Annotated in this window: 7 protein-coding genes and 6 pseudogenes; 5 read left to right on the top strand and 8 right to left on the bottom strand. The window is 61.7% G+C overall.

From position 1 onward, the window contains the following. Positions 1-703 precede the first annotated feature (703 nt). A complete protein-coding gene (locus tag ACFWZH_RS38855) occupies positions 704-1,609 on the top strand; it encodes an esterase-like activity of phytase family protein (protein ID WP_384443074.1) in 906 nt (301 codons plus the stop codon). 116 nt (positions 1,610-1,725) lie between these two features. Here ACFWZH_RS38855 and ACFWZH_RS38860 read toward each other — a convergent pair. Beyond that, positions 1,726-2,237 (bottom strand): annotated as a pseudogene (locus ACFWZH_RS38860) (transposase); the annotation flags it as partial. Between the two features lie 187 nt (positions 2,238-2,424). Then, positions 2,425-3,359, bottom strand: a pseudogene (locus tag ACFWZH_RS38865) (IS701 family transposase). A gap of 229 nt (positions 3,360-3,588) precedes the next feature. On the opposite strand from ACFWZH_RS38865, the pseudogene ACFWZH_RS38870 reads away from it, so the two are divergent. Next, positions 3,589-3,825, top strand: a pseudogene (locus ACFWZH_RS38870) (Imm53 family immunity protein); the annotation flags it as partial. Positions 3,826-3,835: 10 nt separating this feature from the next. Here ACFWZH_RS38870 and ACFWZH_RS38875 read toward each other — a convergent pair. After that, positions 3,836-4,951: pseudogene (locus tag ACFWZH_RS38875) on the bottom strand (IS630 family transposase). 522 nt (positions 4,952-5,473) lie between these two features. On the opposite strand from ACFWZH_RS38875, the gene ACFWZH_RS38880 reads away from it, so the two are divergent. Continuing rightward, complete coding sequence (locus ACFWZH_RS38880) at positions 5,474-6,811, top strand: hypothetical protein (protein ID WP_384443056.1); 1,338 nt, start codon at positions 5,474-5,476, stop codon at positions 6,809-6,811. A 934-nt stretch (positions 6,812-7,745) separates the two neighbouring features. On the opposite strand, the pseudogene ACFWZH_RS38885 reads toward ACFWZH_RS38880, so the two are convergent. The 4 genes and pseudogenes from ACFWZH_RS38885 to ACFWZH_RS38900 form a co-directional block, all read right to left on the bottom strand. Beyond that, a pseudogene (locus ACFWZH_RS38885) lies at positions 7,746-8,099 on the bottom strand (transposase); the annotation flags it as partial. Then, the gene (locus ACFWZH_RS38890; protein ID WP_384443059.1) at positions 8,096-8,653 is read right to left on the bottom strand and encodes a hypothetical protein; all 558 of its coding nucleotides are present in this window, start codon (positions 8,651-8,653) and stop codon (positions 8,096-8,098) included. The pseudogene ACFWZH_RS38885 and the gene ACFWZH_RS38890, both read right to left, overlap by 4 nt. Positions 8,654-8,953: 300 nt before the next feature. After that, the gene (locus ACFWZH_RS38895; protein ID WP_384443062.1) at positions 8,954-9,394 is read right to left on the bottom strand and encodes a transposase family protein; all 441 of its coding nucleotides are present in this window, start codon (positions 9,392-9,394) and stop codon (positions 8,954-8,956) included. A gap of 129 nt (positions 9,395-9,523) precedes the next feature. Beyond that, positions 9,524-10,471, bottom strand: a complete 948-nt coding sequence (locus tag ACFWZH_RS38900; protein WP_384443065.1) for a transglycosylase family protein — start codon at positions 10,469-10,471, stop codon at positions 9,524-9,526. A 546-nt stretch (positions 10,472-11,017) separates the two neighbouring features. On the opposite strand from ACFWZH_RS38900, the gene ACFWZH_RS38905 reads away from it, so the two are divergent. Together ACFWZH_RS38905 and ACFWZH_RS38910 are read left to right on the top strand one after the other, a co-directional pair. Next, positions 11,018-11,908, top strand: coding sequence for a hypothetical protein (locus ACFWZH_RS38905; RefSeq protein WP_384443068.1), 891 nt, complete (start codon positions 11,018-11,020; stop codon positions 11,906-11,908). Between the two features lie 311 nt (positions 11,909-12,219). Beyond that, entirely contained in the window at positions 12,220-13,434 is a 1,215-nt protein-coding gene (locus ACFWZH_RS38910) for an IS701 family transposase (protein ID WP_384443071.1), read from the top strand. 136 nt (positions 13,435-13,570) lie between these two features. Here the strand turns inward: ACFWZH_RS38910 and ACFWZH_RS38915 are convergent. After that, positions 13,571-14,056: pseudogene (locus tag ACFWZH_RS38915) on the bottom strand (IS5 family transposase); the annotation flags it as partial. Positions 14,057-14,287: the final 231 nt, after the last annotated feature.

Below are 14,287 nucleotides of genomic sequence, written 5' to 3' on the forward strand. Positions count from 1 at the left end.
CAAACTGCGGTGCTCTACCACCCGAATCACCAGCCTGGTCCAGGCCGCCCTCACCCTTCATCTGACCAGCTCAAAGTGAGGATGGAAAAGACTCACGGAGTGGAATATCCTCGGGCTTTCGTGGAGCCGACTATTCTACATTCCGCAGTGCCCTGTGGTTCGTGTCAGGAGCCCCAGCGGACCGTGACGGTGGCGTCTGGGGTGCTGGGGATGGAGCGACTGGCTGGTGAGCATAATGGTTCCGATTGCGATGAGGCTGCCGCTCTGAGGCCCCGTGATGCTGTTGGCAGGATCGATGTGATGCTCCGAATGCGGTGTCACTGTTTATGCGTAGCCGATCTTTACTTCCGGACTGATCGGAACGTCAAGAGCCCGGGCCCCTTCGTCTGCCCAATTGACCCGGACCCCTTCGTCTGCCCAATTGAGGGGACGAACTGTATTGGTGCCGGGCGTGCTCACCTTGATTCGCCCAGTATCGGATAGTGGCCATCATACTGATGGAAAACCATTGCGACGGATATCTCCGCGCTGCGCGAGGGAAATATTGGCTCCAGTGACACCCGGATCGCCAGCGCGATTAAGGCAATCTCATCCCTGTGCCCAGCGACGTGTAGCACCACGTGGAGAAGTGATGAATCATCGAATGATCATGTCGGGATTTCTTTGTCTGATCGCAATATCTGCATCGAACACTGCCTATGCCATGGGGGTAAACGATTGGAAGCTAACGGCGAATGGGATTACGTGCGGAATTAGTGGGCTAGCTCTAGAAGGGGGGGGTGGAAGCAGCTTGATCGCGGTGCGAGACAATAAGGAATATAAAGGGAGTGATGCGGGTAGTCGTGTGGCTAGGCTGAAGGTCGGTGACGGTGAATTTAAAGCGTCGGATGGTCCGTGCGAAGATGGAAGTAAGGGTACCGAAGATGTGCAGGAACTTTCTTGGCCAGACGCCGAGAAACCGCAGGATCTAGAAGCGATTGACTCGGTCCCAGGTCAGGATGGGCACTATGTGGCCTTAGAAAGCAAGGGGCGAGTATATCACTTTTCGGTGGAAGGTAATACAGTGAAGGTCTTGGGGAATCCTGCGGACCTCCCAAATGTGTCTCCGGGTGACAATTATGAAAGCTTCGCCCTGGTTAAACATTCTGATGGTATTTTTGCGGTATGGGCAACAAGAGGGCAGGATGGCACGCCATCGAAAATTCGCACGGCCAAGGCGGAACTGGATGCCAGTGAGAGCATTAAGATCGATTCCGAGTCAGTCAAGGAGGTAAGCTTCTCTGCTCCAGCCTCATCCTTCGAGGAAGGGAAAGGGGAGGTTCGTCACGTTAGTGACCTTAAAATCGTCAATGATGGTGCCGTTCTTCTGTCGTCGGCTCAAGATCCCAACAATAACGATGGCCCCTTCGCGTCAGTTGTCTTTAATGCTGGCAAATTTCCTGATGGCGGAGATTTGGCCATTAGTGAAGAGCCGACCATTTTGGGGAAGTTTACGACGGGTGAAAGCAGAAAGATTGAAGCAGTTGTAAATCTATCCGAGGGTCGGCAAATTTGGGGTACTGATGACGAGGGTTCTGGAGGATCCATAATGACTTATCAAACTTCATGATGGCGTTATGGGGTAGGTAAGGCTAGGGTCGGCACAGTGGGTGCCGCTCGGTGTTTTTGGGTGGTGAGCTGACTCAACATCTCGGGTGGTCCGGGTGAGGTCTTTGACCCAGATCACCGAGGCGCGCAGTGGGCGCGGTTACCACGGGACGAGTAGGCCTTGTCGCCGGCGAACGCGTCCGGCCGGGTGCGGGGGCGGCCGACAGGCCCGCGCACCCGCACCTTCTTCAGGATGGGGATGAATTGTGGGCTGTCCGCTGCCTGGCCCGCGGTCAGGATGAACGCCAGCGGGCGGCACTTGCGGTCGGCAGCGAGGTGGACTTTGCTGGTCTGCCCGCCCCTGGAGCGTCCGAGGAGGCCGGCCTTCAGCCGGAGTTTCCGCCGACGCCAGACGCGTCTTCGTTCTTCCCGCGCGGGATCGCTTTCGGCCTCCTGCCCGCTTTGTTCTTCGAGGCTGCCCCCTTTGACCTGGCCTTCTCCTCCTCCCGCCACTGCCCGCCCGTCTTGAACCGCCAGATCACGCCCCCGAACTGCTGCCGCAGCGGCTCGGGGTACGGGCCGTACTCGCCGATCGGCAGGTACGGCTCGATGAACTCCCACTCCGGGTCGGCCAGTTGCACTCGCGTCACGTGAGACGGTCTATCGGACCGGACCGCGCCACGAAGACACATCCGCAAATTGATCACGACTCGATTCGCGCCCTAGTAGGGCTTGGTCAGGTTGGTGTGAGTGTGGGTATGTCGCGGTGGCAGGTGGGGCAGGCGCCGGTCCAGGTGGCGAGGAGGTTCTGCAGTTCGCGGACGATCCGGTAGAGGGTCAGGCCGGCGCCGTTTCTTTTGGGGCTCTGGCCAGTCGCTGGAGGGTGCGGAAGGCGTGGGCGGCGGAGATGAGGGTGACGTGGTGGTGCCAGCCCTGCCAGGTCCGGCCCTCGAAGTGGGCGAGCCCCAGGGCCTGTTTCATCTCTCGGTAGTCGTGCTCGATCCTCCAGCGGAGTTTCGCGAGCCTCACCAGCGTGGTCAGCGGGGTGTCCGCAGGCAGGTTCGAGAGCCAGAACCGAACCGGTTCGGGCTCGGTGGCGGGCCATTCGGCCAGCAGCCAGCACGCGGGCAGTTCCGCGCCGCGGACGGCTTGGCGGACTTTCCGTCCTGCGGGGCAGATCCGCAGGACGGTGAACCGCCCATACATGCGACTCGTCGACCATGTCCAGAGCCAGCTTCCACTTCTCGACATGGCCGGTGCCGGCGGGGACGCCGCACTTCGCGCGGCGGGCCACCTTGGCCGAATCGGCTTTCGGTGAGGCCGGGCCCCAGGTCTCCGGGAGGAACAGACGCCAGTCGACAGCAGCCGACGCGTGATCGGAGGCCAGGTGAAGGGACACACCTGCCTGGCAGTTGGTGACCTTCCCCGCGGTGCCGGTGTCCTGCCGCGTCACACCCGCCGAGGCATCGCCGTCCTTGAGGAACCCGGTGTCATCGATGATAAACGCGGTCGGCCTGATGACCTGTTCCATCTTCCACGCAAGACGAGCCCGCACGTGTGCCGGGTTCCAGGGGCTGGATGACGAAGTGCGAGAGAGCCTCCCGGTTGCCGTCCTCCCCGAGCCGGGCCGCCATCGGCTCGACCGACTTGCGCTGTCCGTCTAGCAGCAGTCCCCGCAGATAGACCCCACCCCACCGACGCTGATCCGTCCGGGCGAACGACTCGAACACATCCGCCGCGAAGTCCTCCAAATCACACCGGACCGCAGCCAGCTCCTCAGGCGTCACAACCGATCAACGGAACAACCGATCATCAGGACACGCCACCGACAACCGAACCTGACCAAGCCCTACTAGTGCCGTGACCGGGAAGGTTCACTGGGTGCGTCGGTCCGTGTGGGGTTCGCCTGCCATCGCGTCCATGTCCGGGTCCGAGCACGTCCTTGAGTGGTTGCAGAGCTGGTACGCCTTGCAGTGCGATGGCGACTGAGAACACGAATGGGGCGTGAGGATCGAGACGCTCGACAACCCGGGGTGGCTCGTCAAGATCATTCTTGAGGAGACGGAGTTGGCTGACCGGGAGCACCCCCATCAGCGCGTTACTCGGTACGAGCATGACTGGGTGATGGCGTGGACGTCCGAGCAGACGTTTCACATCGCCTGCGGCCCCGGCAATCTGACCGAGGCACTCTCGTTGTTCCGGAGTTGGGCTTCGAACGATGTCGCGGGAGAGCTCTGACCGGAGCTCCTCACGCCGCGAGAGCGGGCCTGCCACCCCAACGGATGCCCTTCTCACTGCGGACGCGAGCGCGCTCCTTCCGCTGGGCGGCAAGGATGTCGGGGTGGCGGGCGTTGGCGTTGCGCCAGTGCAGGTAGGCGTGCCAGGGCCCTGGTTTGGATGGTGTGGTTGCGGTGGTTGGAGTTGGCGACGGTGAACTGCCGCAAGGCTCCGAAGTGGGCTTCGATCGGGTTGGCCCAGGATGCGTAGGTCGGTGTGAAGCACAGCTCGACCCGGTTTCTCTTCGCCCAGCGTCGAATGATTCGCCCTTGTGGGCGGAGAGGTTGTCCAAGGTGACGTAGATCGGGGCGCCGTCCGGGCGGGCTGCACGGATCGCCCTCAACGCGGCCAGCGTGTTCGAGGCGGCCTTCTTGCGGCGGTTGACGCCCCAGAGGGTGTCGTCGCCGATCGAGTAGCAGCCATGGAAGTACCGGACGCCGTGGGCGCGATGGTAGATCGCGGGATGCCGCTGGGGCAGTCGGCCCGGGCCCAGCAGGACCCGCCGGCCGGCCGAATCCCGAGAGGGCCGAACTCGTCGAACGCGAAGACGCGGTCGGGGAAGCGGTCCAGCACCTGCTCGATGCGGTCGAGCTTGGCGTCGCGGACCGGGTCGGGTGATTCCTTCCAGGTCTTGGTGCGCTGGAAGGTGATGCCGCAGCGCAGCAGCAGGCACCGTAAGGCTTCCCGACCGATGCGGATGACGCGACCGTGCACGCGGCGCAGGTGGGCGGCGAGTTTGCGGATCGACCAGCGGGTGAAAGGGCTGGCCGAGCTTGGTCGGGCGGGTGGTGGCCGTCTGGATGACGAAGTCTACGTCAGGGGTGAGCAGGCGGGGACGGCCTCCCGCCCATAGAGGGTCCAGGCAGGCCATGCCGATCTTGTTGAACCGGTGGATCACATCCCGCACCGTGTTCTCGTCGGCTTGGACCAGCTGGGCGATCACCGGAACGCGGTTCCCACCAGCGGATGCCAGCAGCATCATCGCCCGGCGGTAACGCACCGAGCTGGTGCTGCCCCGGCGCACGATCTGCTGCAGTTTCTGCCCTTCCTGATCGGTCAGTCTGCGCACCCGTACAGGCTCGGCCAGTACACCTCCAGCGATCGGAAACGGCCGTCACCGCCCGTCCAACCGCTTCAACCGCCAACTCGGTGAACTTACGTGGTCACAGCACTAGCAGCAGCTCCGGGACTCGCTGTAACGGCCTGCGGGACGTCAGCTGCCGAGCGGACGGGCCTTTGATGAGTTTACAGAGCCAGACCTTGTTCCGCCGCTCTCGCTTCTTGAAATTCAACCGCAGAGCGCTTGCAGATTCGCGCCGATTCCTGTCATTCTCCTGTCGAAACTCGATACGATCCTGCCGGTCTTCCCATGGAACTCCGGTGGGTGATTAGTCTGGCTGCTAGCACTTCTTCGCCTCTTCCGGCTATCCTGTCGGGTGCCTCTCTTGAAACTTCGAGGCGCATCGTTAAGGGTTGCGTCGATACGGCGATTGTGAGACCGGGTCCGGTTCATGGCCAATCAGTCGGGCTACAAGCTCGTTAGAGCCTTAGGGTCTGGAATGAACATTTCGAGTTTCTAGTCAACGCAGAACAGGAAAGGGGGAATGCAGTGTTGAAGTCTAAAAGTACTCGCCTTGTTGGACTCGCAGCTGCGTTCTTGGTTTTGGTCGCCACAGGGTTGATCGCGGCCGTCCCTACCGCTGCCATTGAGGGAACTGGTGTTCCAGTCGGGCAGGATTCCCAGGCTGGAATCAGGGTGACTGGTGAGTCTGTCAAGAGGAAAACATTCGGAGTCGAGGCGATGTCAAACCCGGAGGCTGAGCCTAAGACTGGCATTTTAGCGGACAGCGGATTTCGCCCCCAAAAGAATGGGTTCAGTTTCGATAATTACGGGGCAATGGTTGGAGGTAAAAATGCCGCCAATCTATCTAAAGTTGAGATGCGCAAGTTATTCGGCAACGGTGTTTGCAGAGGTGGGCGCGCCCGCGGCTGCAGGCTTACGCGACAGGCGCATAAGTGGATGAATGAGATTAATAAGGGCTTGGATGGCGGGCATTGCTACGGATTCTCCGTGACTAGCCTTTTGATGTGGAAGGGACGTCGCCTGAAGTCTGCTTCTTTCGGCAGTGAAAAGGTGTCGAGTCTTAAAATAGAGGGCAATATTCCGCTGCAGCGCCAACTGGCCTACAGTTCGGCTAGCGAGGATTCGACCAAGGTTGCCGCGGGGCGTATCACGGGTACCCCGAATGCAATCCTGGATAAGCTCATTGCGGTGCTGAAGCCCAGTGCGCCCGAGGCGTATAGCCTCGGATTCTTCAAGAGGGACTACACAGGTGGGCATGAGGTCACTCCCTACGCCGTGAAGTATAACGGCGGTGGAAAATATGATGTCTTGATATACGATAATAACTATAATAGGCAAACGCGAGTGATGAAGTTCAATCGAACCAAGAATTCCTGGTCCTATAATGCGAGAATTAGCCCGGAAGCTGAGGTCGAGCTGTATGAGGGCGATGCATCAGATAAAACCCTTTCGCTGGACCCAGCATCGCCTAGTGTCCAGCAGTCGCGTGCTCCGTTCGCTGTGGATGGCGTGAGCGCACACTCGGACAGCAAGGCCAAGGTCTCCCTCAAGGGTTCCTTAGACGAGCAGGCTCACTCGCTGCCCGTCGACGGCAGGGGCCACCCCATCAGTATCGTTGGGGCGAAAGCCGTGAACGAGATAATCGGAGCCGAGGTCCACCCATTCCCTCCGAGGCAACCACGTTCGACGAGGCTCCCGAGCCCGAGTGCACCGCCTGCAGGTATTCGATTCACTCTGACTATGGGTGACAGATGCATCAAGTCCAGTGCTAGAGCTGGTGTGGAAGCCAGCACCGGGTTTGTGCACTTTCGGGCGGTACCGCAAAATGGCCCGGTGACGTTCACGCCTAGACGTGCCCGCTGACGTGGCGAAGATCGCTTACACGCCCACAACGATCCCCAGTGCCCAATGACTCTCCTGTCGAACGGCCACTGCGGTGCCTGTTACACCATCCATAACAAAGCGCGGGCTAAGAACGCGGGCACCGTTCCGGAGTCCGCTCCCGCGAGGATCGATGACGGTTCACCGGCGGGCTCGTATCCCGTGCTCAGTGCGTGCTGGTGTAGCTGACGATGTCTGCTACACCAGCACGCACTCGTAGGCGAGATGCTGGATCCTGTCGCCTATTACCGGCAACCTCGCTCTCAGCAGTAGCCAGTGTCACTCTCACCGGATGTGTGCACCATCGCCACTGCGTCACGCTGGAACCCGCCTACCTCTGCAGGCACAAGATCTCAGGGACTGCCGAGGAGCCTACCCGGTGTCCATCGCCTCGGACTCTTCCCACCCTGGCACTTGTTCCCCCTTGTGGCGCCACTTCTGGTGCGGCCCCTGCCGATGCGGAACGTCCCGCACTCCCGCCGGGCCAGACTTCAGATGTGCCGGACGGTGGCCCGTTGGCTGACGATTGTCGCCTTCACAGTCTGGATCTGCCCGCAGCCCTGTGCCTGCCACGTGCTTCATACCGGCGCCTCGCCCTGCACGGTCTCGCTCCGAGTCAGCTCGGCGGTTTGTAAGGCGCCCGAGGGAGCGCAAGATTATCCCACACGAGCACATGCGCCGCGTCGGCGTCGCATCAACTATGACCACGACTGCGCGCTGGTTTCGGCGGCGACCGGCTCGGTCATCAACGACCGCCGGCTGCGTTGCTCGATAGCGCATCGCCATCAATCGCAGCTCCTCTACCTTCTGCGCCACCGCAACTCCTCATGTTGTCGGCGTACACGTGAACGTCCCCAGCTACGTACGGATGAAAAGGGTCTGTCGACGATCTTGTGACGCGCTTGGGGCAGTTCCTCAGGAGGATGCGAGTGCGGAGGAGATCGAGCTTGGCCCGACCGTAACCAGTGCGCTTGAGGAGCTTGACTCTCGTCACCTGCCCCTCCACCTGGCCGGAGCTCCAAGTGGTCGACAGGCCGGCGGTGACCGCGTCCCGGTCGTGCAGGAGTCCGTCGGCGAAGTGCCGCAGGTGAGGTAAGTCGTGCTGCCTGATCTGCCCGATCCATGTGGGAGGCCTTCGCCGCGATGTTCGTACATGAGAGTGGGCGAAGGGCCGGACGTGTTCGACGGTTGCGTCGAGTTCGGGGCAGGCCGCTCGGATTTCCTTCAGGCCGACGGCGTCCTCGGGCCGGAGGTTTCCGGGGTGGGTCATGATCCAGCGCAAGGCTCGTCGGGGTTTGGGAAGTGCGGGCGGCGGAGGCGTGGGATGGTGCCTTGTCTGAGCTGGCGGACGTAGTAGTTGACGCCGGTGCGGCTGCCTCGGAAGCCCTGGTCGCGGACTTCGCGGTAGAGCTGGCTCGCGTTGCGGCAGCCCTGGGTGAAGCGATGGTAGATGTAGGGCTTGTAGTCGTTCAGCAGGGTGCGGCGCTGGGTGACCTTGACGAGCAGTTCATCGACGTTCGGTGTGCGGGCATAGCGACGGACCGCGTAGTAGTCGAGGTCCAGGTCGCGGCTGATCCCTCGAAGCGAGCGCCCTTCGGCGAGGAGTGCCTGGACGGCGCGGTGCCGTTCGCGGATAGTAATGACGATGCGGCGCGGGCGTCTGCGGACATCGAGCATTGCATCCGGCTCGTCCGGTGGTTCGGGTTCTTGGTGCGGGTTGGCCGCTGCGTGGGCGGTGCGGATGCAGCTGCAATGGGCGGTGAGAGTCTTCTCCACGGCTTTCGTCAGGTTGTTCCAGAGGTGCCACACGTCGGCGACCTGCATCGCCTGAGGAGCTGCCTGTTTGGCTGTCTCTGCGTAGGCCAATCCCCGGTCCCGGCACACCATCTACTTCGGGGTGGCCGGCGAGCCACTGTGCTACCGGTTGGGCTTCCCGGCCTGGCAGGACGTCGATTGGCCGGCGGGCTTCGTGGTCGACCAGCAGTGTGGCGTAGGTGTGCCCTTTGTTGCAGTGGCGTGTTCCGCAGGAGTCGCAGGAGGGTTGTCCTTGGCCACCGTCATGCCGAGCCTTCGGGCGAGCCGTGCCCCGGGCCTGCCGGCCAGGACCTCGGCGACGCGGGCAAGCTACCCACGCATCACTGGCGTGTATCGGGCATGCGGGCGGGTCAGCCCTGGTATCTGCTCGGCGAATGTCACTGCGGGGCAGTCGGCAGCGAGGCAGTTGAACCTTCGTATCAGCAGCGTGATCACGATAGGTAACCCGCCCAACGGAGCGTCCACCAAGCGGCGTTCGTACCGCCCGTGCACGCGGGTTGAACTCCTCCCACAGTGCGGACATGGCACCGATGGCGTACGAGAAAGCGTACGCAGGGCAACCCCGTCCGTGCATCGCTGAATGGAGTCGATTCCTACTTCCGACAGATGCGGCAAGAGCCGCCGCAAACCCCCCTGAACTGCACACCGCGCAAAACGATCAACCAGGTGCCGCGTCACAAGATCGTCGACAGACCCCGTTCCTCCGCACGCAAGTGGCAAGTGAGGAGCCGAGGTCGTACGCCGACACATGTCTCAGTTCCACCGACACGATGGCTTCCTCCGCTGTGTTAATCGCGCGTAATCCCTGCACAACACAGATAGAGGAGCTGTATCGGTCTTGATGTAACATCGGAACCCGAAAGGCTTCCGCCGGCCTGCCTACGCAGTCTCCACTCGGGTGGGCACTGTCTGGCGCAGCCGCGAAATCGCCTGATTGCGATCCCACCTCTGGGCCATCGGACTGCCCTGCGCTGCTTCGGTGTCAGCCATGGGCGCTGGCTTGGAATTCCCCGGACGGGAGTTCGCCCCAGGACTAACTGTGGCTGGCGGTGCGGTGGTGGTCCACCAACCCCACATCTCGCCCCAGCGATAGCGGTCCCGCATGGGCTGCACCTTGGCGCGCGGAACGTGTCCGAATCCGAGTGCGGTGAGCGCGGCCGCTTTGTTCCGCTTCGATTCAGCCCGCGTGTGTTGCTTGTGTTCGGTGACCTCGACTTCCCTGGTTCTAGCGGTGCAGTAGTGCATCCACAACCTGGACGATAGCCTCGCGTTCTTTACAGCCGACGCAGAGCTCCACGGTGCGCTGGATTTGACCCCAGGTGAATGTGGTGCGTAGGTATCTGACTGCATCTGAATGGATCCCCCGGAATGTCTGATTTGAATTCCATGGCTTGTGCGATGGGTTCCTGAATGGGTCTTATTTCTCCTGGTCGGCTTGTGCAGATCGCTTTTTTGAGGAGCTTTGATGTGGACAGGGCGCTTGTTCGTCCTGCGTGAGCATACGGGCCAGGCGCGCCATCCCTGAATTTTGAGGACTTTCTCGGCGATCGCGACCTGTGATGCGCGAGACGCTTGATGTGCAAAGGGTGCGTATCGTCGTCCTCCGAATTGTCTCCAGGTTGCCGCAGAGAACTGCAGTCCACCGTAGTAGCCGTTTCCTGTCGCGATGTGCCATCGGCCGCCACTTTCGCAGGCGGCTACGGCCTCCCATTTGGTGCTTCCGGTTCGCGCCTGGGCGGGAATTCCTTCGAGGAAGTACGCGATACTAGTCGCGATCAGCAGGCAGAGAAGCCTGCGGAGTGCGGAAATGGCCGACCCGTGATGCATGAATGCTCCAATTTTTGGGGACGGGGAAGTTTGTCACGCGTGCCAGTTGGTAGCGCGAAGAGGAGACCTATAGCAGGGCTGGATATTCGGCGATAGAAACAGGAACTACTCACCGCTTGCTGTCTGCGGCACCGCGCCTACGCCGATTCAGTCGTAGAACGGTGAGAGTGGCGGAGGGCGGCGTGACGTCACCACTGTTCCCGCTGCTAGATCACGTAAATCTATGTTACTCGAATCAGTTAACATATTCCACCGCATGCCTGTCATCTGGGGCAATCACGATTATGTTGCGTGGAAGTGTGGTATATGGAAACCGAGCCATGTGTCACGCCAAGCGCTCCCTCGGGCTGTCTTATGGGTAATCGAGTCGCCGACTGAACGAGGACGTGGCGCCACTTCATCCTTCCGATTCCACGGGTCATGAAGGCGTAGGCGTGGTCGTCAGTAATCCGAACCGATTTTTCTTCCTAGGAGCAGCGTTCTGCGGCAGTTCTGTGGCGCCGCGGGGCTGGTACTGGCTGAGCATTCATGCGTCGGCCGGCTGAGGTGGGCAGGAAGAAGGTGATAGGTGCTCAAATTGTGGTGGACTGGCGCGGCGAGGTGGGTGCGAGTGTTGAGGGTTCAATTTCGAGGGTATTTGGAGAGATTGTGGATGTTTGGTTGCTTAATCATTTCAATACTCTGGTCCTGGCTGTGGTGATCGTCGGTAGCGTGATACTATTTGCGATTTTTGGCAGTGTGATGCTACGACGCAGATTCCATGGTATTTCCGAGGGCAAGCACAACGAGACGGTGGGTGTGCTGCTGGGTGTATACGGTGCGATCTACGGGATCTTGCTGGCTTTCGTGGTGGTGGCCGAGTGGGATGGCGTGGATATCGCGGAGTCGGTGGTCGCTTCCGAGGCTACGCACGCTGCTGAGATCGTGCGTGGCGCCGCAGCCTTCCCGTCGGCGGATCGAGATCGAGTAATTCAAGCCGTCGGTGAGTATGCGCGGGTTGTGGTGAATAATCAGTGGCCGCTGTTAAAGAAAGGTATGCCAGATAGCAGCCAATCTGAGGGGGCGCTTAAGAATATTTATCAGATGCTTCAGGGTTATGAGCCTGATACCGCCTCGGAGAAGGCCTATTATGAGCAGGCTGTCGCTCACTTGGACGAAGTGGTATCTGAGCGCAGGTCGCGTCTTGTCATTGCCGAGCAAGGGCTTCCGGTCCTTCTTAAGGTGCTGATCTACGGAGGTGCTCTGATTATGGTGTCGCTGACATTCTTTTACGGTGTGCGGAACCGAAAGGCGCAGCTGATGTTCGTCGGATCGGTTGCCGCGTTGATCGGTGTGAGCTTGCTACTCACCTTGGCCCTGGACCATCCCTTTGCTGGAGATCTGAGCATCACTCCTGCCCCGTTCAAGCAAGGAGTGCTCGCGCAGTTCTGGAACTGAGGTGATTTCAACTATGCGCTTGACTGGTTCTTACCAACAGTGAGGATCTTTTAGCCCTTCAGGTGCGCGATTGCGTGTAGGGCTGTTGGAACACCGTGGTCCTTATCCGTAGCGGCATGGTGTGCGAATTCTATTGATCGTGCAGGCTGACCTTCTCGGTAGCTATATATTGCGAAGACATCAGGTCGATGTCGCTACCGGGGCGTTAGAACAAAGCATTGCGACAGAACCGGATGATGGGCAACCAGCCGGCTATTAGGGCTTTGTTACGTGGTCTTGGCACGGTGGGTGTCTGGTAGTTCGCTGGTTGTATGAGGGCTGGGGAGCTTGCTGGGTGTCGGGTTCTGTTGGAGGAGTTCGCTTCCGAGGTGTTCGCGCCGTTGGTGCGAAGGGATCAACGTGATAAGGGCGTCCTGTATCTGCGGGGTCTGCTGCTTGACGGGCGACGGAAGTCGATGCAGCCGATGGCAGAGCGTCTCGGGATCGATCACCAGCAGTTGCAGCAGTTCCTGACGTCGTCGACCTGGTCTGTCGGGGACGTGCGGACTCGCCTGGCGTGGCGGGCCGTGCGGGCGGTTCGCCCGCAGGTGTGGGTGGTGGACGATACCGGCTTCCCCAAGGACGGTGTCTCCTCTCCCGGGGTGGCTCGTCAGTACTCCGGCACCTTGGGCAAGGTCGGTAACTGCCAGATCGGGGTCAGTGTCAGTGTCCACGCCGCATCGGACACGGCCTCGTGCCCGCTGTCCTGGCGGCTGTTCCTGCCGACAAGCTGGGACGGACCGGATGCAGCCGGCCGGTGGGAACGCTGTCGCATCCCCGATGCCGAGCGCCACCGGCCCAAGTGGCAGCTCGCGCTGGAGATGCTTGATGAACTCGACGGCCAGGGCCTGCGGCCCGCCGTGCTGGTGGCCGATACCGGCTACGGCGCGAACGCCGACTTCCGCCACGGCCTGGAAGACCGCGGACTTGCCTACGTCCTCCAGGTCAAAGCCGAGATGACCGCCCACGTGGAAGCCGCCGAACCGCACCAGCCCACCTACAGCGGCCTTGGGCCCAGGCCGCTGCCGAGATACCGCACCCGGCCGGTGTCCTTACGTGACCACGTGATGGCCGCAGGCCGAGGCCACGGACGAACCCTGACCTGGCGAAAGGGCTCGAAGGCTGCGATGAGCTCGCACTTCGTGCTCCTGCGTGTCCGTCTTGCCGGGCGGCGGCCCAAGCCTGCTGCCGACGGCACGATCCCACTGTGCTGGCTGATCGCCCAGTGGCCCGAAGACCACGACGAGCCGGTCAAGTACTGGATCTCGAACCTGCCTGCCGACATCCCCGCCCGTGACCTGGTCCGCGTCGCGAAGCTACGGTGGCGCATCGAGCACGACTACCGCGAGCTCAAGACAGCCCTGGGCCTGGACCACTTCGAAGGCCGCTCGTTCACCGGCTGGCACCGCCAAGTCACCCTCGTCACCGCCGCCCACCTCTTCCTGACCGAACAGCGGAGGAGCCCAAAAGCCCCTGCCAGGGCCTGACCCTCTACCAGGCCCTGGACCTCCTCCAACACCTCCTGGCCACCTGGACCGGCACCTGCCCCACCTGCCACCAACCCACCCCATGGCAGCCCTACGACACCACCTAACAAAGCCCTACTAGGACTTGTTCGGTCGATCATGTGCGGAGCCAGATGACGAGGGCTGCGGCAGTCGCTGTTCCGAGGAAGACGTAGCCGCGCTTGTTGTAGCGGGTGGCCACGGCTCTGGCGTGCTTGAGCCGGTTGATCGCCCGTTCGACAGTGTTGCGTTTCTTGTACCGCTCTTCGTCGAAGCCCGGTGGCCGGCCGTCGTGTGGGCCTTTGTGCAGGCGGGCCGCCTGACTGTCGGCCTTCTCCGGAATCGTGTGCCGGATGCCTCGGCGCCGCAGATTCTGGCGGCAGGGGCCGTTGCTGTAAGCCTTGTCCGCCGTGAGGCTGTCAGGCTTCCCGCGCGGTCTGCCCGATCCGATCCGCGGGACGCGAATCTTCTCCAACACGAGCTTGAACTGCGTGCAGTCCGCCCGCTGTCCCGGCGTGACGATCAGGGACAGTGGGCGGCAGTGGCCGTCCGCACTCAGGTGGAGCTTGGTCGTGAACCCGCCCCGCGAGCGCCCCAGGCCCTCACCTCCCGCACACCTCCACCAGGCGGGCGACTCTGCCACGGCGTTTCGTGCTGGTGTTCTGCCGCTGCGTTTCTCGACGAGTTCCGGAGGCGCTACGACTGCCGGCTTCGGTCTCCGTGGACAGCAGCACCGGACAGGTCGCTGGCAATGACCGGCGCCGGGCCGACTCCTCCCGTCGCATGCGCTGGCGAAGGCGCTGGCTATGGGGGCGGGAGCGTGGTCGCCCCCGCT

This window comes from Streptomyces sp. NPDC059008, assembly GCF_042749045.1.
In the GTDB taxonomy this organism is placed as follows: Bacteria; Actinomycetota; Actinomycetes; order Streptomycetales; family Streptomycetaceae; genus Streptomyces.